We start from the raw sequence: 25087 nt of genomic DNA on the forward strand, positions 1-25087 counted from the left end.
ATGACAACAATCATTTATTTTGCGATTATTATATTGGTACCTCTTTATGCCCAAATGAAGGTTAAAAGTACTTATAAAAAATATTCTCAAATAAGATCATCAAGCGGGATGACAGGTGCAGAAGTAGCAAGAAGAATTCTAGATCAAAATGGTTTATATAATGTAGGGGTTGAAGAAACACCTGGCTTTTTATCAGATCACTATGATCCAAGATCAAAAACAGTTCGCTTATCCTCGAACAATTTTCATGGATATTCAATTGCTGGAGCAGCTGTTGCAGCCCATGAAGTAGGTCATGCAATGCAAGACCAAGAGGAATATGCGTTCCTACGATTTCGCCATACATTAGTACCTGTTGCGAGCTTTGGATCAAACATATCATGGATTTTAATCTTAATTGGTATTTTTTCTGGTTTAACCAATTTACTGTTATTTGGTATCATCTTTATGGCTGCGGCTGTTTTGTTTCAGATTGTCACGCTTCCTGTTGAATTCAACGCATCTAACCGTGCGATGGAACAAATTGTTTCAGTGGGGGTAATTAAAAATGAAGAAGAGCGGGAAACAAAAAAAGTATTGAATGCCGCTGCTTTAACTTATGTAGCCGCCGCTGCAGTAGCGGTACTAGAACTAGTAAGACTTATTTTAATTTATACTGGCATGACTAGAAGTGAGGAATAAGGTCCAATAAGTTAGTATTACTCTTTGTCTGACATTAAATGACAAAAAAGAAAGCGTAGATTCTCGCAATAGAATCTCGCTTTTCTTTTGTTTTCTTAAGTTTGTTCCTTAATGTAGATTATCTTTATCTTTCTAATGGCTTTTTATTTTCATCATGTGTAAATCCTTCGCCCAACACGTCTCGAACATCACTAACAGCAACAAATGCATGAGGATCGACCGAAATAATCGTCTGCTTCAGTCTTACAAGTTCATTTCTTGCTACAACACAATATAGTACATTGCGTTCTTTCCTGGTAAAAGAACCTTGACCCTTTAAGATGGTTACTCCTCGATCCATCTCTTCAATTATTTTTTTAGATATCTCCTCACTAAAGTCTGAGATAATTGTTGCTCCTTTTGCCGCATATGCACCATCTTGCATAAAATCAATTACCTTTGCACCTACAAATACTGCCACTAAAGTATACATGGCTTCACGATAGGATAAATAAACAATAAGAGATAAAGTAATGACGAATGCATCAAATAAAAACATGGTCTTACCCATACTCCAGCCAATATACTTATGGACTAACCTAGCAATAATATCAACTCCACCAGTTGTTCCACCGAATCTAAAGATAATTCCTAGTCCGATCCCCAAAAATACTCCCGCGAAAAGTGCAGCTAGGGCAAGGTCACCGTCTAATGGAATCATGAATTGATAGCGCTGAAAAATCCATAAAAACACGGATAAACTAACTGTACCAATTATTGTGTATATAAAGGCAGTTCGCCCTAGGAGTTTCCACCCAATAAAAAAGAGAGGGATATTTAGTATTAAATTACTATACGAGGGATCCCATCCAAAACGAAAAAATAGTAATAATGTTATGCCAGTAAAACCGCCTTCAGCTAGATGGTTTTGCATATTAAAATGAACTAAACCAAAAGCAAAAATGCTTGAGCCTAGTAAAATAAAGAAGATGTTTTTAAGTCTTAAACCAAGTGCCATTGTATTCCTCCTAGCGTTTCTGTGCATTTTAGATAAAATTTAAATATGTAAGAGATTTTATTAAAAATTGTTTGATGGCTATCCTATTATAGAGTATGTTTAATGGTAGGGCAAATCCATATTGTAAATACCATTTCTTTAGTTTTTAACTTAAGGCAAAAAAGATACTTCAAAAACTGACATAGAATATCTTTACAAAATCTATAGGACTTTTAGCTATTGGTAAATACAACGTTATTAAGTACCTATACTTAATATTTGTAAAATGCAGTTCTTTTAGCTAACATGAAGAAAGAAAGATAGAGGTGAAGACAGTGCAGGAAGGTAAAACAATGAAACAGATTCAACAAGATGTTGATGAATACATTGGCCAGTTTAAGGAAGGTTATTTCAGTCCGCTTGCAATGATTGCACGATTAACAGAGGAATTGGGTGAACTTGCCCGAGAGGTGAATCACTATTATGGTGAGAAACCGAAAAAGTCTACAGAAGAATCTAAAACAATTGAAGAAGAAGCAGGGGACTTATTATTTGTCCTAATCTGTTTAGCAAATTCATTAAATATAGATTTAGAAAAGGCTCACGAGATAGTGATGGAGAAGTTCAATACAAGAGATAAAGATCGCTGGACACGAAAAGATACATAGTAATAGGAGTTGTTGTTATCAATGGAAAAGATAAAAATTGTTTTAGCTGGTGCGAGAGGAAGAATGGGCATTGAAGCATTAAGAATGATTAAGTCGGTTGATCACTTTGAGTTGGTGGGTGCAATTGACCATAAATTTAATGGTATAAAGATCTCTGAAATAGAAGGATTGCCTAATTTAGATGCTAAGATTTATACAGATGTTAATGAATGCTTTACTCAAACCAAACCGGATGTTCTTGTTGATCTAACTACACCTGAAATTGGAAGATTGCATACAAGGGCGGCTCTTGAGCATGGGATTAGACCGGTAGTGGGAACAACTGGTTTTTCGAAAGAAGATCTAAAAGAACTAACAGAAATGGCCGAAGAAAAAAAACTTGGAGCAATTATTGCTCCTAATTTCGCAGTAGGTGCAATTCTAATGATGAAATTCTCGCAAATGGCTGCTAAATATTTTCAAGATGTAGAAATTATCGAATTACATCATGATCAGAAGCTGGATGCTCCATCTGGGACAGGCATTAAAACAGCTGAACTGATCTCTTCAGTAAGGGAAAGTAAACAGCAAGGTCACCCAAATGAAAAAGAAACTCATGTAGGCGCTAGAGGGGCAGATTATGATGGGATTCACATACATAGTGTTCGTTTACCAGGCTTAGTAGCTCATCAAGAGGTTTTATTTGGTGGTGAAGGACAAATGTTAACTATTCGTCACGATTCCTTTAATAGAGCATCATTTATGTCAGGTGTGAAGTTGTCAGTAGAAACAGTCATGAAAATTGATTTGCTTGTCTATGGGCTAGAAAACATCATCGAATAATAGGTTTGAACCTATATAACAAGCTAAAAAATTATGGTTCACTGGGGGAATGAAAATGAAAATTTCTTTAATCGCACATGATAATAAAAAGCAATATATTGTTCAATTTGCACTTGCCTATAAGCATGTTTTAGAAAAACATGAGCTATACGCTACAGGAACAACAGGACAAAAAATATCTGAAGCTACTGGCTTAACTATACACAGATTTCAGTCAGGTCCTCTTGGCGGGGATCAAGAAATAGGTGCCTTAATTGCAAAAAATGAGATGGATATGGTCATATTCTTTAGAGATCCCCTTACAGCTCAGCCACATGAACCAGATGTAACTGCATTACTTCGATTATGTGATGTATACTCAATCCCATTAGCAACCAATATGGGTACAGCTGAAATTCTAATTCATGGATTAGAACGTGGTGATTTTTCTTGGAGAGATATTATTCATGAGCGGACAAAAGGAGAGCGTAATGGAAGCAACAACTCTTGATATATTAGCTTTTGGAGCCCATCCAGATGATGTTGAAATTGGAATGGCTGGAACGATTGCGAAGTATGTGAAAAAAGGGAAATCTGTAGGTGTTTGTGATTTAACGAAGGCTGAGTTATCATCAAATGGCACAGTGGAAATACGCCAGCAAGAGGCAAAGGAAGCCGCTGCCATCCTAGGAATAGCAAAGAGAATCCTTCTTGATTTGCCTGATCGAGGAATTGACTTACAGAAAGAATACATAGATAAGGTAGTCCATGTAATCAGAACTTATAAACCAAAGGTTGTTTTTATTCCTTATTTCGAAGACCGACATCCAGATCATGGGAATTGTGCCAGGTTAGTGGAGGAAGCTATTTTCTCCTCGAAAATTAAAAAGTATGTTGATAAAGATGGTTTAGCTCCACATAAAGTAACGTCTGTTTATTTTTATATGATCAATGGCTTTCATACACCAGATTTTGTTATAGATATTAGTGATACAATTGAAGATAAGATCAAAAGTCTGAAAGCTTATAAAAGTCAGTTTACAAAAGAAGATGGGGCTGTTGATACTCCGTTGGTGAATAATTATATTGAAAATGTTAGAAATAGAGAGCAACTATTTGGACAGGGAAGCGGAGTTAAGTTCGCAGAAGGCTTTAAAACAAAGCATCCAATTATTATTTCTTATGATTTGCTAGGGGACTAAAACATGAAATTAAAAATAGGAATTACTTGTTATCCATCTGTAGGTGGTTCTGGGGTAATAGCAACTGAATTAGGAAAACTATTAGCTGAAAGAGGACATGAAATTCATTTTATCACATCAAGTATGCCCTTTAGGTTAAATAAGGTGTATTCTAATATCTATTATCATGAAGTTGAAGTTAATCAATATTCAGTGTTCAAATATCCTCCGTATGATCTTGCGTTAGCGAGTAAAATGGCAGAGGTTGCAAAAAGAGAGGAATTGGATGTTCTTCATGTTCACTACGCAATACCTCATGCGGTTTGTGCAATTTTAGCTAGAGAAATGGTTGCAGGGGATTTAAAAATCGTAACAACATTGCATGGAACAGACATAACTGTTCTGGGATATGATCCATCACTAACTGAACTAATTCGATTTGGAATTGAATCTTCCGATGTCGTTACAGCAGTTTCCAATGCCCTTGTACAAGAAACGATGGAGGTTGTAGGACCTAATAAGGAGATACACACTGTTTATAACTTCATTGACGAAAGAGTTTATTGTAAAAAAGAGGATTTGAATTTAAAACAACAATACGGAATCTTACCACATGAGAAAGTAGTCATTCATGTTTCAAATTTTCGTAAAGTAAAACGCGTGGAGGATGTCATTCATGCCTTTAATTTGATTCAACAAGAGGTTGAAGCCAAACTTTTATTAATTGGTGATGGTCCTGAATTTACAGTTGTTTGCAAGTTAGTAAAGTCACTCGGCCTTTCTAATAAGGTACTTTTCCTTGGAAAACAGGAAAAAGTTGAAGATTTATATTCAATTAGCGATTTAAAGCTATTGTTATCAGAAAAAGAAAGCTTTGGTCTAGTTTTGTTAGAGGCCATGGCGTGTGGTGTACCTGCTATAGGAACAACAGTTGGAGGAATTCCTGAAGTAATCACTCATGGTGAGAATGGTTTTCTCTGCGAACTTGGGGATGTAAATGATATTGCAAATAAAGGGATAGAACTTTTAACGAATGATCAGTTACATAAAGAAATGTCTGAAAAAGCAAAACATGCAGTTACAAGTCGATTCCAGTCAGAACGAATCGTAGAAGAGTATGAAGCGTTATATTATACATTAGTTAAACATTAAAGTAAGGGGTTCTAACATGTTTGGACCATTTAAAAAAGCATCGGTTATTTTAAACAAACTTCAGACTCATGGTCACGAGGCTTACTTTGTAGGTGGAGCTGTTAGAGATTTTCTTTTACAACGTCAAATTGGTGATGTGGATATCGCAACCTCAGCAACGCCAACAGACATCCTTTCTTTATTCGAGCATACAGTTGATGTCGGTATCGAACACGGCACAATCATCGTTCTTATAGACTCTATTCCATTTGAGGTAACAACGTTTCGGGCAGAGGATCAATACGAGGATTATCGAAGACCATCAAAGGTAGCTTTTATTAAGTCATTAAAAGATGATTTACAAAGACGAGATTTTACGATGAATGCTATGGCTATGACACTCTCTGGAGAAATCATAGATCCCTTTAATGGTAAACATGCTATCTCTGAAGGTCTAATTGAGACAGTAGGAAATCCCTCCGAGAGATTTAATGAAGATGCCCTAAGGATAATGAGGGGTGTTCGTTTTGTAAGTCAGTTAAATTTCAAACTAGCACCTCAAACAAAAGAAGCAATGAAAACACATGGATATTTGCTTAGTAAAATTTCAGTCGAAAGAATTACGACTGAGTTTGAAAAAATAATAACATCACAATTTCCAAATAAAGGCCTATCACTATTGCTTGACAGTAATCTTTATCAATATTTACCTACCTTAAAAGATTATAGCAATCAACTGACGGAAGTAATTCGAGTAGATTGGTCTAGGTTGAATTCTAATGTTGAAGGTTGGACACTACTTACATACATATTAGAGGTAAAAAACCCTCAAACTTTTTTAAAAGCTTGGAAGCTCTCGAACAAAACGATAAATGCTGTACTAAAAAATTTAACCTCAATAGAAGATATACTAAGTAAAGGTTGGACTAATCTTACACTCTATAGAATAGGTCTTGTGAATTTACCTCAGATTCACAGACTGTTAGCAGTCATTCAAAATAAAGTAACAACTAGTATCGACTTTTTAACAGATAGGTATCAAGGATTAGTTATTAAGTCACGAGATGAGCTAGTTATCAATGGAGTCGACGTAATAAATTGGTCAGAGAAAAAAGCCGGACCATGGGTATCTGAAGCTTTAAGTGCAGTTGAATTAGCAGTCTTAGATGGCCAGCTTGAAAATGATAGAGAGAAAATAAAGGAGTGGCTTCTTCATTGCAATCGGAAATCAGAAAAAAACTATTAGAGCTTTTCTCAAAGGCAAATGGAGAATTTATTTCAGGTCAGAAAATTAGCGAACAATTGGGTTGTTCAAGAACGGCTGTTTGGAAACATATTGAAGATTTGCGCAAGGAAGGCTATGAAGTAAATGCAGTTCGTAAAGCGGGATACCAAATTACCTCCAAGCCCGATAAAATTTCAAGTAATGAAATACAACTAGGATTACAAACAAAAATCTTGGGTCGTTCAATTGTATTTGAAGAAGTTGTCAGTTCTACCCAAAAACTTGCACATAAATTAGCATATGACGGAGCTGAAGAGGGTACAATCATTGTCACCGAACAACAAACTGAAGGACGGGGACGATTAGACCGAAAGTGGTTTTCTCCAAAGTATACTGGGATTTGGATGAGTTTGATCTTGAGGCCAAATATTCCGCCTACTAGCGCACCACAGTTAACTTTACTAGCTGCTGTTGCTGTAGCACAAGCTATTCAAGAGGTGACAGGTTTAGAGCCAGATATAAAATGGCCGAATGATATCCTATTGTCTGGGAAAAAGGTAGTGGGAATCTTAACAGAGTTACAGGCTGAATCTGATAGGATTAATTCAGTTATTATTGGAATAGGGATTAATGTTAATCAATCCAAATTAGACTTTCCTGAGGAAATAAACGGAGTTGCAACTTCTCTCTCAATAGCAAAGGGAGAAAAAGTTAATCGTTCCTATCTAGTTCAGATTCTCTTGTTAAAACTAGAACATCTTTATCTTACATACCTAGAGAATGGTTTCCATGCTATTAAGTTACTTTGGGAAAGCTATGCAATTAATATTGGGGAACAGATCTTGGCAAGAACTCTGCATGGGACGATTAAAGGACGGGCATTAGGGATTACGGATGACGGAGTTTTAAAACTTGAAACGTCTGATGGAGAAATCCATTATATTTATTCTGCAGACATAGAAATCCTATCAAAGTGAATTAACAATATAAATCGAAAAATTAATTGTAGTCAAAAGAAGTAACAATTGTTATAATTCAGTTGAATATGGGTGGTATCCTGTGGAACCACACCTAAAAAGATAAATGCTTATAATCTTCATGTAATGTTCTGCCTTGATCCACTAATAAGGGACTGGGACAGAGGGATGAATTCTTAGATGTGTGTTCGCACTCACGTCCTTCTTTCTCTATGAAAGAAGGCTTTTTGATTTTAAACGTGAGTCGGGTGATTTATTGAGATTCATTTCCTCTTTAATTAAAAAGGAGGAGTTTAAATGAAGCAGTCGACAGATTTTATGAAAATGAAAGAAAATAAAGAGCCAATTGTTATGCTAACAGCATATGATTATCCTTCAGCTATGCACGCAGAGAAAGCTGATGTTGATATGATTCTAGTAGGCGATTCACTTGGAATGGTTGTACTAGGGTACGATTCAACAATACCTGTTACGATAGAGGATATGATTCATCATACAAAGGCTGTTAAAAGAGGGGCAAAGGGTACATTTATTGTGACAGATATGCCTTTTATGTCCTACCATATATCAAAAGCTGAAACCTTAAAAAATGCAGCCAGATTAGTTCAAGAAGCTGGTGCACATGCTGTAAAGGTTGAAGGTGCTAATGAAGTAGTTGATGTGATAAAAAGTTTAACAGAAGCAGGTGTTCCTGTAGTAGCACATCTTGGATTAACACCACAGGCAGTTGGTGTTCTTGGCGGTTATAAGGTTCAAGGAAAAGATGCAGAAAGTGCTAGGAAATTAATTGAGGATTCAAAGAAGTGTGAAGCAGCGGGAGCTATTGCGTTAGTATTAGAGTGTGTTCCTAGACAACTTGCAGAAGCGATTACAACGCAATTAAAGATTCCTACGATTGGAATTGGAGCAGGAAACCAAACAGATGGTCAAGTCCTTGTTTATCATGATGTTATTAGTTACGGAGTTGATAGAGTTCCAAAGTTTGTAAAGCAATTCGCTTCAATTGATCAACAAATTACTGATGGAATTAATCGTTTTGTTTCTGAAGTGAAAACAAAAGAATTTCCTAGTGAAGAGCATACTTACACGATGAAGGACCATGAGCTTTCATCACTTTACGGAGGAAAAAAGTAAATGCGGATTATTACCTCTATTGAAGAAATGGAAAGGGAAGTTGCCCAGCATCGCGAGGCAAAATCTTCGATTGGATTTGTTCCGACTATGGGTTATTTACATGAAGGTCATCTAACCTTAATACACACTGCTAGAAAAGAGAATGACATCGTTATTGCTAGTATTTTTGTAAATCCGCTCCAATTTGGTCCTAATGAGGATTTTGATTCATACCCTCGTGACTTTGAGAGGGATGAACAACTTGCTAGGAACAATGGGGTAGATATCCTTTTTTATCCAAATGTCAACGACATGTATAAGCCAGACTTTTCATTTCAAATTAAAGTAATTGATAAAGTTGATGTTCTTTGTGGAAAAAAACGTGAAGGTCATTTTGATGGCGTTGCAACAGTGTTAATTAAACTCTTCAACATTACAAGACCAAATCGGGTCTATTTTGGGATGAAGGACGCACAGCAAGTTGCCATTGTCACAAGTGTGATTGAAGATTTTAACTTCCCGATTGAACTTGTTCCAGTAAGTACTGTCAGAGAAGAGGATGGGCTGGCCAAAAGTTCTAGAAACGTATATCTAACTGAACAGGAAAGACAAGAGGCACCTAATCTTTATTACGGATTAAAGATGGCACGATCATTAATAGAAGATGGTGAAAGAAACCCAAATATAATCAGAAATAAGGTTATAGAACATATTGCCAATCATACATCAGGAGAAATAGACTATGTCGAAGTCCTTAGTTATCCTGAATTAAAAGAGCAAAAAGAGGTTTTTGGTAAAATTATCATTGCGGTAGCGGTGAAGTTTACAAAAGCAAGGTTAATTGATAATATAACATTTGTTGTTTGAGAAATTGAAGAAAAGCAATTGGAAAGAACTTTGGCTATTTACTTGCTATAGCTTAGTTTTACCTAGGATGTTCTTTATGAGGAGGAACAAGTATGTTTCGTACTATGATGAGTGCAAAAATACATCGTGCACGTGTAACAGAAGCTAATTTAAATTACGTAGGAAGTATTACAATAGATGAGGATATTTTAGATGCAGTAGGCATGCTTGCTAATGAAAAAGTACAGATTGTAAACAATAATAATGGTGCTAGATTAGAAACTTATATTATTCCTGGACCAAGAGGAAGTGGAACATTTTGTTTAAATGGTGCTGCTGCGAGACTCGTGCAAAAGGATGATATTATTATTGTCATATCTTATGTGTTAGTAGGGCAAAATGAGCTATCAAACCATGTTCCGAAAGTTGCAATTATGGATGAAAATAACTGTATTAAACAATTGATTGGAAATGAGCCAGCTAGTACTGTATTATAAATTTATACCCCCTAAGATGGGGGTTTTTTATTTTTTGAATCAAGGCCTTATATGACAGATGCTTTTTAGAAAACAGAAGAGATTTTTCTTGATTATAAGAAGAAACTTTGGAGATAAGACTGCCTTTCTGCATTCACGAAACAGCTTATATGAAAAAATAAATAGATTATTACATAACCTAAAATAAACGAGTGATAATGTGGGATGGATTGAGGTGAAGTACAATGAATAAAAGATTTGTAGTCGTTGATTTAGAAACAACAGGTAATGCTCCTAAAAAAGGTGACCGCATTATACAAATTGCTGCTGTTGTTATTGAAAATGGAGAGATATGTGAAAAGTTTTCTAGTTTTATTAATCCAAATCGTCCAATTCCCCCTTTTATAGAGCAATTGACAGGTATTTCAACTAATAATGTTCAACACGCACCTGATTTTAAGCTGATAGCACCGGAAATTGTTTCGATGCTTGAAAATTCGTATTTTGTAGCACACAATGTACCATTTGATTTATCTTTTCTTCAAGCTGAGCTCGAGCACAATGGGTTCCCAAGATTTAGTGGGCCAACGATCGATACGGTGGAGCTCTCAAGAATATTACTTCCTGGGGTCGAGAGCTATAAATTGGGTCATTTAGCTGAGAATTTTTCATTAAGTCATCTTCAACCTCATCGTGCAGATAGTGATGCAGAGGTAACTGCGGAGCTCTTATTAAAAATTTTAGATAAGTTAGCTCTCTTACCAATTGTAACAACCCAAAAATTGTTAACCCTCTCAAAAGGGTATAAAAGTGATGTCCAAGATATATTAATTGAACAAATACAGGAAAAGCAAAGCAAGATAAGTAATGATGATGTTACATACGATACCTTCCGGGGGATAGCACTGAAGAAACAAACACCACTCCAGTATAGTAGAGGGGAAGATATTGATTATAATCAATTTAAAAAAGGATTAATTAAAAAAGAACTAAAAAATAACCATTATGAATATCGACCCGAACAAATGAAGATGATGGACTTTGTTTACGATATTCAGGAAACAAAACAACATGGCCTTTTAGAGGGTGGTACTGGGAGTGGTAAAACGTTTGCATACTTAATTCCTAGTATCTTTAATGCCAAGAAAAATGGAAAGCAAGTTGTTATTAGCACACATACTATTCAGCTTCAACAGCAGCTAGTAGACCATGACTTACCAATGATTTGCGAGACGCTTCCTTTTGAGGTTACATTTTCATTACTTAAAGGAAGAAGCCATTATCTATCTTTGAGGAAATTCGAACAATCTTTATATGAACTAGATGATAATTATGATACAACCTTAACTAAGTCACAAATCCTAGTATGGCTTACAGAGACTACAACAGGAGATGTGGAGGAAATAAATTTACCATCAGGTGGACAGATTTATTGGAACACAGTAAACGTTGATTCAACAAGTATTGAATTGAAAGAAGATCCATGGGAAGATCGGTGTTTTTATAAGCGAGCAAGACAAAAGGCATCTCAGTGCAACTTGATTATAACAAATCATGCACTTCTTTTTTCAGATTTAATAAATGAGAAAGAGCTAATTCCGTCTTATGATTATCTTGTGATTGATGAGGCGCATCAAATGGATCAAATTGCTAGTAAACATCTTGGTCATAAAATTCATTATCTTCAAATTCATACGATCATTACTCAGTTAGGCACACTTGATAATAATCAGTTACTTTCAAAAAGTTCGAAAATATTTACTGCTATTGGTCAAGGGAAATCTGATTTTATGGAAATAGAAAGGATCACCAAGGATATAAAACATCTATTAGATGATTTATTTGTGATGATGCGCACCTACGTCCTTGAGATATCTGATGATAAATCTGGTGAGGATCCGAATAAAATAAGCTATAGTTTTCAACCACATCTAGAAAATAATGTATATTGGGACATGGTGATTGATTTAATTGAACAAGTTAACCATCAGAAAAAAATATATATAATGGTTGCAAAAAGACAAATGAAACTTATTGAAAGTAATTCACATATGATTACACCATTTCAGTATGGGACTTTTATGGATTATTACTATTTGGTTCTAAAACTTGAAAAAATAATTAATCTACTCAAGTCCTTATTAACAGAAGAACAGTCAAATGCAGTTTCTTGGATTGAGATTGATCGGAAAGGTGCAAAAAACGCAACCTCAATTTATTGTCAACCAGTTGATGTGTCAGATATGTTGGCAGATAAACTTTTTGCATTTAAGAAAAGTGTCTTATTAACCTCTGCAACATTAACTGTTCGAGAATCTTTTAATTATACAATCAATAAGCTTGGTTTAAATGATTTTCAACCGCCAACTTTACGTGTTTCTTCACCTTTTGACTTATCACAACAAGCGGTGATCATGTTGCCAAACGACTTACCTGATATAAATGAAAAAGATGAACAAACTTTTGTAGAGGAACTAGCTAGACAACTTATTGAAATTGCTCAAATTACTAAGGGGAGAATGCTTGTTTTATTTACATCCAACAATATGCTAAGAAAAGTATATATTCAGCTGAAAAATTCGTCCAAATTAAATGAATATATCCTAATTGCCCAAGGTATTAGTGGTGGAAGTAAAGCGAAACTCACGAAAAACTTTAAAGCATTTAATAAATCGATCCTTCTGGGTACAAGTAGCTTTTGGGAAGGTATTGATATTGCAGGTGAACAATTATCTACAGTAATTATTGTAAGATTACCATTCGCAAACCCAAGTGATCCAATCTATAAAGCGAAGACTGAATTATACAAAGCCAAAGGTTTAAATCCGTTTACTGAATTAGCATTACCCGATGCAATCATTCGATTTAAGCAAGGATTTGGAAGACTTATAAGAACGAAAAGTGACAAAGGTATTGTGTTTGTTATGGACAGAAGAATATCAAAGACAAGCTATGGAACAAAATTTTTACAAGCGATTCCTGAGGTCCCTGTTATTGAAGATCATTTAGAGAATTTGTTAAATAAAATGGATAACTGGTTATCATAAAGAGTTAGTGGGTAAACATAATGGTAGAACTTCTTAAGAAGAAACTCGTTCCCAAAAATTTTATGAATTCAAATTATAACACCATGAAAAAACACGCGTTTCATTTTGGAGGAAATTGGTTTGAAGAGATTTGTATTAGTTATGGTTACTTTCATTTCTAGTCTTTTCCTTAGTGGATTAACAAGTAACGATATACCTACCGATATTGAAAAAGTTAATTTGAAGATTAAAGAAGATCAACTGGCATTTACATTTTTAAGTCTTAGTAGTGGGGAAGCAACCTTAATTCAAAATAGTAGAGGTGACAACATATTAATTAATACAGGTGGTCCCAAAACAGAAGGCGAATTAAAGGAATTGCTGACACTCTACGATATTAACTCGTTTCACTCGGTTATACTGACAAAAAATGATAATGAGTATAAAGCAAACATTGAATATTTATCAAAAAATTACTTGATCGGAAAAACAATTGTGGGTGAGCATCTAACGGATTCCAAAATTAGAACAACAAACAATCTAATTACATGGAAAAGCGGTGATAAATTAGAACTTCTACCCGGATTAACTGTTGAGGTCATTCAAGAAAATGAAGATGCTTCAGGGAGTTTAGGTATGGATTTACTTTTAAGCTTTGGTAAACACGAATTACTTTATATGACAAGTTCAAATACCGAATTAGAAAAAAATATCATTTTAAAAAGAGATCTTTCATCGGTAAATATAATTAAAGTGCCTGAATTTGCAAGTAATACTGGAACATCTCAAAAATTCTTAGAACATATTGATCCACAAGTAGCTGTTATTTTTCAAAAAAGAGGTTTAAATGTAAGTCAAGATGTCATTGAGCGACTTCAGGAAACTTGGATTGACATTTATCACACGAGACAGTTTGGTAACATTACAATCAAATGTGATGAAGAAGATTATGACATAATAACCCTTTCGGTTGAAAGTGCTAATCAAATCTAATTATAGAAAGAATTTAATGGATAATAACCGGACTTCTCTAATGGAGTTCGGTTGGTGTTTCAACCATAGGATTTAAGTAGAAAAATGAGAAAACAAAAAAACCTGTCATAGACAGGTAAAGAGTGTGGGTATAGGAGTTTAATTTTGCGAAAATTTATTAACGTAAAGGTGTGTTCACCTGTTATAATGGTTAAAGAATTACTTCAACTATTTGTTGTAGTAATTATATTATTACCTTGATATGAACTCGCTATAAGTAGAAAAATTTGTGATACATACGGGAGGAAATGTTGTGGAAAGTAAAATTGAAATATTATCTACAATAAAAATTCAACATTCTCCAGATCTCTATAAGATTGTGGATAATTTAAATAGAACATTAAAACACCAAGATTTAATGTTCGGTCTGGCTCTGGATAATAAAGATCAAAATATAGCGATTTTCACCATTTATCGTACATAATTGTCATATGAAAAAGTGGATTATTTTTGTTAGCATTTTTATATTCCTGCTTGTTGGGTGGGGGTTTATCTCGATTTATCAAGCAACAGTTAATGTTAAATTTTCGGAGCAAGAAAAAGCAATCTTAAAAGTTCAAGAGGATGGCATTTTAGAGTCCATAGTTGAAGCAACGACCTATTATGGTACCGAAGAATATCAAATTGTAACTGGTATTGATTCCAATGGCGATGAAGTAATCGTGTGGGTCCCTACTAATGAAAAAAAAGATATGATCAAGCGTAATGCTTCCGAAGGTGTAACGAAAGAGGAAGCATTAGATATCTTATTAAGCAACCCTGAATTACATCCAAAAGAAGTTTGGTCAATTAAATTAGGGATGGAATGGGATGCGAAAACAAGTAAAGACAGACCAATTTGGGAAATAATTTATCTTGATGAGAATGATCGGATAACTTATTATAGAAGTTTCTTTTCAACAGGTGATTATTGGAAAATCATTAAACCTTAAAATTCAGGGGGAGCGCGAAAATGAAATTAGCAAAAAGAGTATCGGCATTAACACCATCAACGACACTAGAGATTACAGCAAAAGCCCAAGAATTAAAAGCAGCTGGTCACGATGTAATTGGTCTTGGAGCTGGAGAACCAGACTTTAATACACCACAACATATCATTGATGCTGCAATTGAAGCCATGAATGAAGGTCATACAAAATATACTCCTACAGCAGGACTAGCTTCATTGAAAAAAGAAATTATAGAAAAATTTAAAAAAGACCAAGAAATTACATATAAGCCTTCAGAAATCATTGTTTGTTCTGGAGCAAAACATGCCCTTTATACCTTGTTCCAAGTTATCTTGGACGATGAGGATGAGGTTATTATACCTACTCCTTATTGGGTAAGCTATCCTGAACAAGTTAAGCTAGCGGGAGGCATTCCTGTTTATGTCGAGGGTAGAGAGTCAAACGAATTTAAGATTACTCCAGCTGAACTCGAAAAGGGGATTACTTCTCGTACAAAAGCAGTAATACTTAATTCACCAAGTAACCCAACTGGAATGCTATACACAGAAAATGAACTACAAGCACTCGGAGAAGTTTGTTTAAAGCATGATATTTTAATTGTATCAGATGAAATTTATGAAAAATTAATATATGCAGGACACAAGCACGTCTCAATTGCTCAACTCTCTCCGAAACTTAAAGAGCAAACAATCATCATTAATGGAGTATCAAAATCTCATTCAATGACTGGTTGGAGAATAGGATATGCAGCCGGTAATAAGGAGATAATTACAGCGATGACAAACTTAGCAAGTCACAGCACTTCTAATCCTACCTCTATAGCTCAATATGGCTCAATTGCCGCTTATCATGGAACTCAGGATCCAGTTGAAGAGATGAGGCAGGCATTTGAAGAGAGATTAGATATTATATTTGAAAAACTAATCGCAATTCCAGGATTTTCGTGTATAAAACCACAAGGCGCATTTTACCTTTTTCCGAATGTAAAAGAAGCTGCTTATAACACTGGATTTAACAACGTTGATGATTTCGCAAAGGGTTTATTAGAAGATGTAAAAGTGGCAGTTGTACCTGGGTCTGGGTTTGGAGCACCTGAAAATATTAGGCTTTCATATGCTACTTCATTGGAAGCACTTGAAGAAGCCCTAAAGCGAATCGAGCAGTTCGTTAAGGAAAATCAAAGATAGGCAAATTTTAAAATAAGATAACGAATACGACTAAATCCATGTTGACCTATGCATTATAGAAATTATTTATTGATGGTCACTCAATGTGGAATTGGAGGAGAATTCACTCGATTACTCAGGGATATAGCCGCCCCGGGAAAACCACTGAACTTTGCGACGAGGAGGTTCCCGGACCAGTACGTGGCAAGCGAGTGAATCAGAGGGAATAGAACTCTCCACTAAGTAGTCTGTTACTTAAAATTTTAAATAAGGTAAAGCAAATCACTGGAATACAATATCTTACGTATCCAATGGTTTGCTCTTTTTATTTTTTTATTTGCTTACACCTGTCTACAAAGGTATAATATGTTGTTGTATAAGGAATAAAAAGCTATACATAAATAATTTGTCATTTTTGCTTTTTGGAGGGAAACAGATTGAAAACAACGATTTCAGAGGTACATAAATATGTTGAACAAGAGGTAACAATCGGAGCATGGTTAGCTAATAAAAGATCAAGTGGTAAAATTGCGTTTTTACAACTCAGAGATGGGACAGGCTTTATTCAAGGAGTAGTTGTAAAAGCAGAAGTAGCTGAGGAAGTATTTACAAAGGCTAAATCAACTACCCAAGAAACATCTTTATATGTTACAGGTACTGTTAAAACAGACGAAAGGTCACCATTTGGGTACGAATTAGCAATCACTAATATCGAAGTAATTCACGAATCTGTAGATTATCCTATTACACCAAAAGAACATGGAACAGAGTTTTTAATGGATAATCGTCATTTATGGCTACGCTCGAAGAGACAGCATGCAGTGATGAAAATTAGAAATGAAATTATTAGGGCAACTTATGAATTCTTTAATGAAAATGGATTTACAAAGGTGGATCCACCTATTTTAACAGGAAGTGCCCCAGAAGGAACGTCAGAGCTATTTGCTACAAAATACTTTGATGAGGATGCATATCTATCTCAAAGTGGACAACTCTATATGGAGGCAGCTGCTATGGCTTTAGGTAAGGTATTTTCTTTTGGGCCAACTTTCCGTGCAGAAAAATCAAAAACGAGACGTCACTTAATTGAGTTTTGGATGATTGAGCCTGAAATGGCATTTTATGAGTTTGAAGATAACCTAAAAGTACAAGAAGATTATGTTTCATATATCGTTCAATCAGTTCTGAAAAATTGTTCTCTTGAATTGCATACCCTTGGAAGGGATACAGAAAAACTCGAAAAAATTGTAGCTCCTTTCCCACGTATTTCATATGACGATGCAATTAAGTTTTTACACGATAAAGGCTTTACAGATATCACATGGGGAGATGACTTTGGAGCTCCACATGAAACTGCGATTGCTGAGAGTTATGATAAACCAGTATTCATTACGCATTATCCAACGGGTATAAAGCCGTTTTATATGCAGCCAGCGCCTGACCGTGATGATGTGGTGTTATGTGCAGACCTGATTGCACCAGAAGGATATGGTGAAATTATTGGAGGGTCTGAACGTATTCATGACCATGAACTTCTTAAGCAACGTTTGCAAGAACACGGCTTAACAACAGAAGCTTATAAATGGTATGAAGAATTGCGACAGTATGGTTCTGTACCACATTCTGGATTTGGTTTAGGACTTGAAAGAACAGTAGCCTGGATAAGTGGAGTCGAGCATGTAAGAGAAACTATTCCATTCCCACGTCTATTAAACCGCTTATACCCATAAGAAACAACTAAAAGCTTGTAGAGAAAATTCTTTCTTTACAAGCTTTTGTCTTTCTAAGCGTAAAGTTTTTTTCCGAAAAGATTTATTGTGGAAAATGTCTTAGATAATTCAAATACGTAATTTTAACAATTGAATCTTAATAGACCCAAAAACACAAATAGCAATAAAACACTCGTTTGTTTAAAGGCGTCTTTTACAGAAATAGACGTCTAGAAAATCATAAGTCAATGCCAATTATTCTTTCTTATCTGTCTAAGTTTTTCATGTTATACTTGGTTATGAGGTGTTAATTAAATGAATAAAGAAAAACTAGTCGAATGGTTTAAAGAAGGAAACGTATCAATTCCGAAATTGTTAATTGTTAATTATAAAGCATTAGGACTCAATGAAGATGATTTTATGCTCATCTTACAAATAATGGCTTCTCTTCAAGGTGGAAACTCCTTCCCAACTCCCACTGAATTATCAAATAGAATGACTTTTTCTGATACAAAATGTTCAGATCTTTTAAGAAGACTTATCCAAAGGGGTTTCTTAGAAATCATTGAGGAACGAGACGAACATGGTTTATTTTATGAAAAGTATTCCTTAAACCCACTCTGGGATAAAATAGTCCAAATGTTATTATTTGAAGACCAAAGAAAAGAAGAAATAACTCTAAGAAATGAAGAAGCTGATTTATATTCTATCTTCGAAAATGAATTTGGACGCCCACTTTCTCCTTTCGAATGTGAAACACTTGCAATGTGGTTAGATCAAGACCATCACGATCCTGTCATTATTAAAGGGGCTCTTCGTGAAGCGGTGATGTCGGGAAAAATAAACTTCAGGTATATTGACCGTATTTTATTCGAATGGAAGAAGAACGGTATAAAAACAATCGACCAAGCTCAAAAGCATTCTCAAAAATTCCGTCAGCATCAACAAAAATCAAAACAACCTAACGATCAATCAGGTGAATATAAACGTACAATCCCATTTTATAATTGGTTAGAAACATAATTAGTCTTTGTCACCTAATTTGCCCAACTGACAAAAAACGAAAAAATTTCAATTAAAAGAAACAATATAAAGGTGATCATATGTTAAATAAATCTCAAATTAGACTTTGTTTAGATAAAATGGGTGAAATGTACCCAGACGCACATTGTGAGTTAGTTCATAGTAATCCATTTGAACTTGTTATTGCGGTTTCATTATCAGCTCAATGTACAGATGCATTAGTAAATAAGGTCACAAAATCTCTTTTTCAAAAATATAAAACGCCTGAGGACTACCTTGCTGTTTCACTCGAAGAATTGCAGCAGGATATACGCTCAATTGGCTTATTTAGGAATAAAGCAAAGAATATAAAAAAACTGTGTCAAATGCTTATTGACGAATATGCTGGATTACTACCAATGGACAGAGATGAACTTACAAAACTTCCGGGTGTTGGTAGAAAAACAGCTAATGTAGTTGTTTCTGTTGCTTTTGACATACCAGCAATAGCAGTAGATACACATGTTGAAAGAGTAAGTAAGAGATTAGCTTTTTGTCGTTGGAAGGATTCGGTTCTTGAGGTTGAAAAGACACTAATGAGGAAAATTCCCGAAGATGAATGGTCAGTAACTCACCATCGAATGATTTTCTTTGGTAGATACCATTGTAAAGCGCAAAATCCTCAATGTCGGATTTGTCCATTGCTGGATATATGTCGAGAAGGGAAGAAAAGGATGAAGGGAAGAGATATTGTTGAAGCCCAATGAAAAGTTTGCTGTTCCTAGTTCATTTTATCACTCTTTATACTATGATAAACAATCAATAATAAGTCTAGATTGTGAACTGAAGGAGCAACAAATTAAGAGGCTACTTAAGGAATTTCCTTTTATTTTTGATATACTTGAAGAGGTTGGTGACAAGTTTCCTAAGCCATGGGAAGATAGAAATCAAATGATTCCTATCTTACTAGAAAGTTGGTCTGAAACAAGTGACATGCTTTCAAATTTGTTTAAACGTAGGGTGCGGAACGAAACAAGAGGACCTATGCTTCAGTCAATTAGTCTTTATATCCAATTTTTATATTGGGTGAACGAACAAGCTGTACCTGGCTTGCAGAATATTGTTAGTGACATGTTAAAATTGGAATATACACCAATAAATATAGAGGAAAGAATGGCATTTATATTATCACGACCTGATTCATATCATGCATACATTCAAGTTTCTCAGCTCTTTGAAGAGGGAAAAAAGTATTTTTATAAGCAAAATGCCGTATTAAAATATCAGAACATCGATCAACAATAAAGGAATACAAAAAAGGTATCAGAATAATTCTGATACCTTTTTAACGTTCACTATTCGTTGGACCCTTGATTATCACTGCCTTCACCAGTAGTATCTTCATCACCTGGTGGTGCTATTATATCTGGTAATCCATCCCCGTTACTATCACCATCGCCTGAATCTTCAGCATCCCCAGAGTCATCACCTTCACTATCGTCACCTTCACCTTCACTATCGTCACCTTCATCTTCACCATCTGTAGGCGGGAGTTCAGGTACTTCTTCAAGTATTGCTGGTACTTCGATTTGTGTAGAGGCTGGTTCACTTCGGTTTTCTTCATTTTCATCACTAATTGCAATAACTTGATAGCGATATATTGCTTCAGGTATTGGTTCATTTATAATAACTGACAATTCCTTTGACGTTGAAATGACTTTAAATGGACCTTCATCTATTGATTCTTTGACTTCAAAACTTACATTTTCTAACTTATCTTCTGGATATGACCACGTTAAACTAATCTGATTTGTTTCTTGATCATATGCAACATTCAAATTAGAAGGGACCGCTAATTTATTATATCGATCAGATTGACTAGTAGGTTCAGTTCCCTTGACAAAGTATTCAGTAACAATTTGATCCTTTGGTGTATATTCACTAGGAAGTTTAGCTGGATTTGATCCACGCTCAACAGCAACTCTTACCACACTATTAGGGACTTCATAATCAGGTTTTTCCTCATCTTCTGTTAAAAATGTAATAAGATTCTTAAATAAATATTGTGATATTTTAGTTTCTCCGTCTCTGCCACTTAGCCATTTTTTGTTATCACTATATCCAGTCCAAATTGCTACTGTATAGTTTGGAGTATAGCCAGTAAACCAGGCATCAGGAACGCCTCCAGGCGGTACCCCGTAATTCTGCTTTTCTTCTTGTGTATAGTTGGTTGTACCTGTTTTTCCCGCGATATGAAGTCCAGGGACATTGGCAGTAGTTCCCGTACCTCCAGAAACCATAACTGATTTCAGCACATCGGTTACAATGAATGCAGTTGAATCCTTCATTGCTACTTCAGCTGAAGGGGCAGTGATTACTTCGGTGTCATCAGGATATACAACTTTTTTAACTGCATGTGGTTTTATATAATTCCCTTTATTTCCAAGTGCCCCGTAAGCTCCTGCCATTTGCAACGGAGAAATACCTTCACTTGTCCCACCAATAGAGTAGGCTTCATTTATAGGCTCATCAAAAGGAATTCCGAGACTTACTGCAAATTGACGAGCTTTCTCTACTCCAACTGCTTGTAATGCTTTCAATGCAGGGATGTTACGAGAATCAGCAATAGCAGTTCTTAACGATATTTGCCCTCTATGTTTGTTATCATAGTTATTAATTGGTTTACCATCAGAATACGTATAAGGCTCGTCTACGATTTGTTCGTAGGTTGACCAATTTAGGTATTCTACAGCAGGGGCATAATCTAAAATTGGTTTGATAGTAGAACCAGGTTGATTATTTGCTTCAAGAGCAAAATTTCTACGTTTAGTTTCAGACTGGTGGCGTCCGCCTCCCAAAGCTAGAATTTCACCCGTTTTAGTATCTGTGAGGGCAATACCAGCTTGAAGCTCCTCGTTAGGAAAGACAACTGTTTCGTTTGATGTTAATAGTTCATCAATGTATTCTTGTGCATCTGGATCAAAGGAAGTATGAATAGTTAACCCAGCTGTATAAACGTCAATATCACCAAGCTCCGCAATCTCTATTTTAACTTGGTCTAAGAAAGCTTCTATTGGTTGTGCTTCTGGCTGTGAGTCAACAATTGTATCTTCTACTGCTACTAATTTAGATTCAGCTGCTTGTTCACTTGTGATAAATCCATGGTTAACCATTTGGTTTAAGACCACATTTCTTCGATTTTCGGCACCCTCAGGATTTGTAAACGGATTATGAATTCCTGGGTTTTGCCCAAGTCCAGCAATTAAAGCAGCTTCATGAAGCTCTAGTTCAGATAGACTTTTGCCGAAATAAATTTCAGCTGCCTTGGCAACACCATGTGTGTTACCAACACCGTAGTAAATTTTATTAAGGTACATTTCTAAGATTTGATCTTTAGAGTATTTATTTTCAAGTTGGAAAGCAAGCCACAATTCTTGAGCTTTTCGTTTTAATTTTTTTTCAGGACTTAAAAACGAATTCTTAATTACTTGTTGTGAAATTGTGCTAGCACCTTCAGCTCCAAAGCCTTCTTGAAAGTTTGCAATCACTGCACCGAAGAGACGAATCACATCCAAACCATGATGTTCATAGAATCTAGCATCTTCAATCGCGATTACAGCATTTTTTAAATCTTCTGGTATTTTATCAATTGAAACATAGGTCCTTTTTTCCACACCAAATTCAAAAATTTTATCTCCATTTTTATCTAACACTTTTGATGAAATAGGATCTTTTAATAGTGCTTCATCTAATGGCGGGGCATCCTTGGCCATCACATAAAATGTAGTTGCACCAGCTAACATGGCAATAATTCCAATTGCAAATAAGACAATTAAAATTCTCTTTACAACCCCAGCTTTACTTTTCTTTCGTTTTTTACTTTTATTTGTAGCAACTCTGCGTTCTTCACGGCTACGATATTTTTCAGACATCATCTTTCCTGCCTTTCAATAGCTTCTAAAAATATAGTTTATCAATTACTTTCAGATAGTCAATTCTTGGGTGATATCCAAGGGGTATTTTATGACCTTCTTGTTCAATTTCTTCCTTTTTTATAGATCTTCTTCCTCCTGATAAATGTCTTTTCCAATAGGAAAGAAGAAAACTTGCATCAAGATAAAAGATTTCATTAGTGCTTGAAAATCTTAATAACACAAAGCATATACCCTTTTGTTGTAGAACATCTCTCATATGGTTTATTTGATGTTCATGAAAATTCTGTAAAGGGAATGAGGTTTTATTTCTAGTTTCTTTTGCTTCAAAGTCAATATATTTACCATTATAAATTCCATTATAGTCAGTGGTCGAAGCTTGTTTAAAATAAGCTTCTTTTATCACTGCAGCACTTCTTTTTGGGTAACTAACATTAACAATTTGCACTGGAGTTGGTTTTTTATGTATAACAGCCAGTTGATTGTTTAAGTAATATAGGTTCGTTTCATTAATGTCTTCCTCTAAAGTCATCCCTCGGTTGCTATACAATGGTTTCTTTACATAAGGTGAATGGGTACTTTCCTTTGGTTGAAAGACTTTTCCATTTGGATAGCGAAAATTCATTAAATATCTCCTCCTAAAAAACCTATTATCTATAATAGCAGAAAATAGCTGTAATAGGTGGAATTACATTTTACTATTGGATGTTTTCGCAAACTTTGTTCCTTTAAAAGGTCTTTTACATTGACTATGAACTAAGTAGAGTGACAACATTTCTTCTTAGACGGGAAATGAAATCCTGAAAAAATGCTGTTATTTAATTTTAATTACATTAATAGCAACAATCTTTCAGAAAAGAGCCTACTAATTAGACGAAACCCTTTTAGATAAGTTACATATAGGATGTTTCTTAGGATGAATACATGAATCAAATGTTTTTGTTCAAGATAAGGTTAGAGATGAAAAGAGAAGGAGCGAGAATGTGAGAGATAAGCTTTTTAAGAAAAATCTAAGATTTGTTCAAAAGAGGCGAAGGGCAAAAACTTTTTCCTCTAACGAATTAGAGTTAATAGAACATATAAATCAAGAAACTGAAAGATTTAATATGGATAATATCTCAAGAACAAAAGCATATCTTCAATACTACAATCGAAATAAGGAAATACCTTGGTCATTTCTTGCAAGTATGGTATCTAGAAACGCAGGATGGAATATGACTGACCTTGAAGGTAACTGGTTATCTAAGGCTTTAAATGATGATTATCGGAACCTGTTATTTATGACATTTGAGAGAGCAAACTGGCTAATATTTTCAGATGCATATCCTCAACTATTGTTATATGAATGGTCCAAAAAGCTTGGTAAGTCATTAATGGGCTTAGCATCAGCTTTTTCGGTATCAGTCTTTATAGAAACGGAATGGGAAGTATTTCTTGATTTAAAAGCTGAAAAACGTTTAATGATGTCTCAAATAATAAATGAACAAAATGTTATCCAAAAACCAGTAATAGAAAATGCGTTTTATAAAAAAAATGTGTTTACTTCAGGAATTTACAGATTGCAGGACTGGTTACATTTTAGCTCTGTTATCTTTCCTACAAAGAAAGGCGAACTCTATGGTTTCTCAGTACATGATTTTAGTGAGTTATCAAGAAGAATAGATTTAGGAGCAAAGTTAGCTGAATTGTTATTTCACCCCAATTATTTTGCTCACTTTTATAAATTTTCTGCTGATAATGAACATACAGGCTCTCGCTATGATTACGAAAAATTTCTCAAACCACCAAGAGCAAGAAGTACACCTTACCTGAGATTAATATACCCCGTGATCACTCATGCTAAGGAACCTCTAACAGATTGGTTTACAGGTAGAAATACAAAAAAAAGATGGTACAAACCAGTTGCTTTGCCAAAATTAGACCAATATCTGATTACTGAATGGTATGAAAAAAAGCAGAAACAGCTTCATATTGGAATCGCTATTGAACAATTATTAAAATAAGTCGGAAAAGAAAAGAGCTAACCCGAAGGAATTAAACCTTAAGGTTAGCCTTGATTATCTTATTTAAGTTGACGGACGGTTAGGCCCATCTAATTTTTTATCTCCATATCCTGGTGCAGTTTCTTCTTCACGTCTAGGTTGTTTTTTCTTGTTTTCTTTCTTAGCCATTGATTAACACCTCCTAGAAATAGT

General features: G+C 35.0%; 24 protein-coding genes. 21 read left to right on the forward strand and 3 right to left on the reverse strand.

What is annotated here, in order from left to right; translation table 11 throughout:
• Window positions 1-681, forward strand: coding sequence for a zinc metallopeptidase (locus tag BK579_RS13020; RefSeq protein WP_078546113.1), 681 nt, complete (start codon window positions 1-3; stop codon window positions 679-681).
• A 124-nt stretch (window positions 682-805) separates the two neighbouring features.
• Here BK579_RS13020 and BK579_RS13025 read toward each other — a convergent pair whose 3' ends face one another.
• Window positions 806-1678 (reverse strand): YitT family protein, encoded by an 873-nt coding sequence (locus BK579_RS13025; protein WP_078546116.1) that lies wholly within the window; start codon window positions 1676-1678, stop codon window positions 806-808.
• 332 nt (window positions 1679-2010) lie between these two features.
• Between BK579_RS13025 and BK579_RS13030 the strand changes: the two genes are divergently transcribed.
• From BK579_RS13030 to BK579_RS13120, 19 genes are all read left to right on the forward strand, one after another.
• Window positions 2011-2325 (forward strand): nucleotide pyrophosphohydrolase, encoded by a 315-nt coding sequence (locus BK579_RS13030; RefSeq protein WP_078550560.1) that lies wholly within the window; start codon window positions 2011-2013, stop codon window positions 2323-2325.
• Between the two features lie 21 nt (window positions 2326-2346).
• Window positions 2347-3147 carry a 4-hydroxy-tetrahydrodipicolinate reductase gene (gene dapB / locus BK579_RS13035; RefSeq protein WP_078546118.1) on the forward strand — a complete coding sequence of 267 codons (801 nt, stop codon included), beginning with the start codon at window positions 2347-2349 and terminating at the stop codon, window positions 3145-3147.
• A gap of 55 nt (window positions 3148-3202) precedes the next feature.
• Entirely contained in the window at window positions 3203-3637 is a 435-nt protein-coding gene (gene mgsA / locus BK579_RS13040; protein ID WP_078546120.1) for a methylglyoxal synthase, read from the forward strand.
• Entirely contained in the window at window positions 3618-4328 is a 711-nt protein-coding gene (gene bshB1, locus BK579_RS13045) for a bacillithiol biosynthesis deacetylase BshB1 (RefSeq protein WP_078546122.1), read from the forward strand. The genes mgsA and bshB1 overlap by 20 nt, the downstream gene beginning before the upstream one ends.
• A gap of 3 nt (window positions 4329-4331) precedes the next feature.
• The gene (gene bshA, locus BK579_RS13050; protein WP_078546123.1) at window positions 4332-5459 is read left to right on the forward strand and encodes an N-acetyl-alpha-D-glucosaminyl L-malate synthase BshA; all 1128 of its coding nucleotides are present in this window, start codon (window positions 4332-4334) and stop codon (window positions 5457-5459) included.
• Between the two features lie 16 nt (window positions 5460-5475).
• Window positions 5476-6684, forward strand: a complete 1209-nt coding sequence (locus tag BK579_RS13055) for a CCA tRNA nucleotidyltransferase (protein WP_078546124.1) — start codon at window positions 5476-5478, stop codon at window positions 6682-6684.
• Window positions 6642-7640 carry a biotin--[acetyl-CoA-carboxylase] ligase gene (locus BK579_RS13060; RefSeq protein ID WP_078546125.1) on the forward strand — a complete coding sequence of 333 codons (999 nt, stop codon included), beginning with the start codon at window positions 6642-6644 and terminating at the stop codon, window positions 7638-7640. Before BK579_RS13055 ends, BK579_RS13060 begins: the two co-directional genes overlap by 43 nt.
• Window positions 7641-7937: 297 nt before the next feature.
• Window positions 7938-8774 carry a 3-methyl-2-oxobutanoate hydroxymethyltransferase gene (gene panB / locus BK579_RS13065; protein ID WP_078546126.1) on the forward strand — a complete coding sequence of 279 codons (837 nt, stop codon included), beginning with the start codon at window positions 7938-7940 and terminating at the stop codon, window positions 8772-8774.
• Window positions 8775-9620 carry a pantoate--beta-alanine ligase gene (gene panC, locus BK579_RS13070; RefSeq protein WP_078546127.1) on the forward strand — a complete coding sequence of 282 codons (846 nt, stop codon included), beginning with the start codon at window positions 8775-8777 and terminating at the stop codon, window positions 9618-9620. It begins immediately after the preceding gene.
• Between the two features lie 92 nt (window positions 9621-9712).
• Window positions 9713-10096 carry an aspartate 1-decarboxylase gene (gene panD / locus BK579_RS13075; RefSeq protein WP_078546128.1) on the forward strand — a complete coding sequence of 128 codons (384 nt, stop codon included), beginning with the start codon at window positions 9713-9715 and terminating at the stop codon, window positions 10094-10096.
• 224 nt (window positions 10097-10320) lie between these two features.
• On the forward strand, window positions 10321-13122 hold the full coding sequence (dinG, locus tag BK579_RS13080; protein ID WP_078546129.1) for an ATP-dependent DNA helicase DinG: 2802 nt from the start codon (window positions 10321-10323) through the stop codon (window positions 13120-13122).
• A 120-nt stretch (window positions 13123-13242) separates the two neighbouring features.
• Window positions 13243-14094 carry a ComEC/Rec2 family competence protein gene (locus BK579_RS13085; RefSeq protein ID WP_078546130.1) on the forward strand — a complete coding sequence of 284 codons (852 nt, stop codon included), beginning with the start codon at window positions 13243-13245 and terminating at the stop codon, window positions 14092-14094.
• Window positions 14095-14386: 292 nt separating this feature from the next.
• A complete protein-coding gene (locus BK579_RS13090) occupies window positions 14387-14557 on the forward strand; it encodes a YpmA family protein (protein ID WP_078546131.1) in 171 nt (56 codons plus the stop codon).
• Between the two features lie 7 nt (window positions 14558-14564).
• Window positions 14565-15065, forward strand: a complete 501-nt coding sequence (locus tag BK579_RS13095; protein ID WP_078546132.1) for a cell wall elongation regulator TseB-like domain-containing protein — start codon at window positions 14565-14567, stop codon at window positions 15063-15065.
• Between the two features lie 20 nt (window positions 15066-15085).
• On the forward strand, window positions 15086-16270 hold the full coding sequence (locus BK579_RS13100; RefSeq protein ID WP_078546134.1) for a pyridoxal phosphate-dependent aminotransferase: 1185 nt from the start codon (window positions 15086-15088) through the stop codon (window positions 16268-16270).
• Between the two features lie 416 nt (window positions 16271-16686).
• A complete protein-coding gene (gene asnS, locus BK579_RS13105) occupies window positions 16687-17979 on the forward strand; it encodes an asparagine--tRNA ligase (protein ID WP_078546136.1) in 1293 nt (430 codons plus the stop codon).
• Window positions 17980-18273: 294 nt separating this feature from the next.
• Window positions 18274-18981 (forward strand): DnaD domain-containing protein, encoded by a 708-nt coding sequence (locus tag BK579_RS13110; RefSeq protein ID WP_078546138.1) that lies wholly within the window; start codon window positions 18274-18276, stop codon window positions 18979-18981.
• Window positions 18982-19061: 80 nt separating this feature from the next.
• Entirely contained in the window at window positions 19062-19727 is a 666-nt protein-coding gene (gene nth / locus BK579_RS13115) for an endonuclease III (protein WP_078546140.1), read from the forward strand.
• Window positions 19714-20265 carry a YpoC family protein gene (locus BK579_RS13120; protein WP_078546142.1) on the forward strand — a complete coding sequence of 184 codons (552 nt, stop codon included), beginning with the start codon at window positions 19714-19716 and terminating at the stop codon, window positions 20263-20265. The genes nth and BK579_RS13120 overlap by 14 nt, the downstream gene beginning before the upstream one ends.
• Window positions 20266-20315: 50 nt before the next feature.
• Here the strand turns inward: BK579_RS13120 and BK579_RS13125 are convergent, their stop codons facing one another.
• Together BK579_RS13125 and recU are read right to left on the reverse strand one after the other, a co-directional pair.
• Entirely contained in the window at window positions 20316-22892 is a 2577-nt protein-coding gene (locus BK579_RS13125) for a penicillin-binding protein 1A (RefSeq protein ID WP_235848419.1), read from the reverse strand.
• 25 nt (window positions 22893-22917) lie between these two features.
• The gene (gene recU / locus BK579_RS13130) at window positions 22918-23517 is read right to left on the reverse strand and encodes a Holliday junction resolvase RecU (RefSeq protein WP_078546144.1); all 600 of its coding nucleotides are present in this window, start codon (window positions 23515-23517) and stop codon (window positions 22918-22920) included.
• 358 nt (window positions 23518-23875) lie between these two features.
• Between recU and BK579_RS13135 the strand changes: the two genes are divergently transcribed.
• Window positions 23876-24895: a DUF2515 family protein gene (locus tag BK579_RS13135; protein ID WP_235848420.1), complete on the forward strand. Its 1020-nt coding sequence runs from the start codon at window positions 23876-23878 to the stop codon at window positions 24893-24895.
• Window positions 24896-25087: the final 192 nt, after the last annotated feature.

Origin of the sequence: Litchfieldia alkalitelluris (assembly GCF_002019645.1) — a bacterium.
GTDB lineage: Bacteria > Bacillota > Bacilli > Bacillales > Bacillaceae_L > Litchfieldia > Litchfieldia alkalitelluris.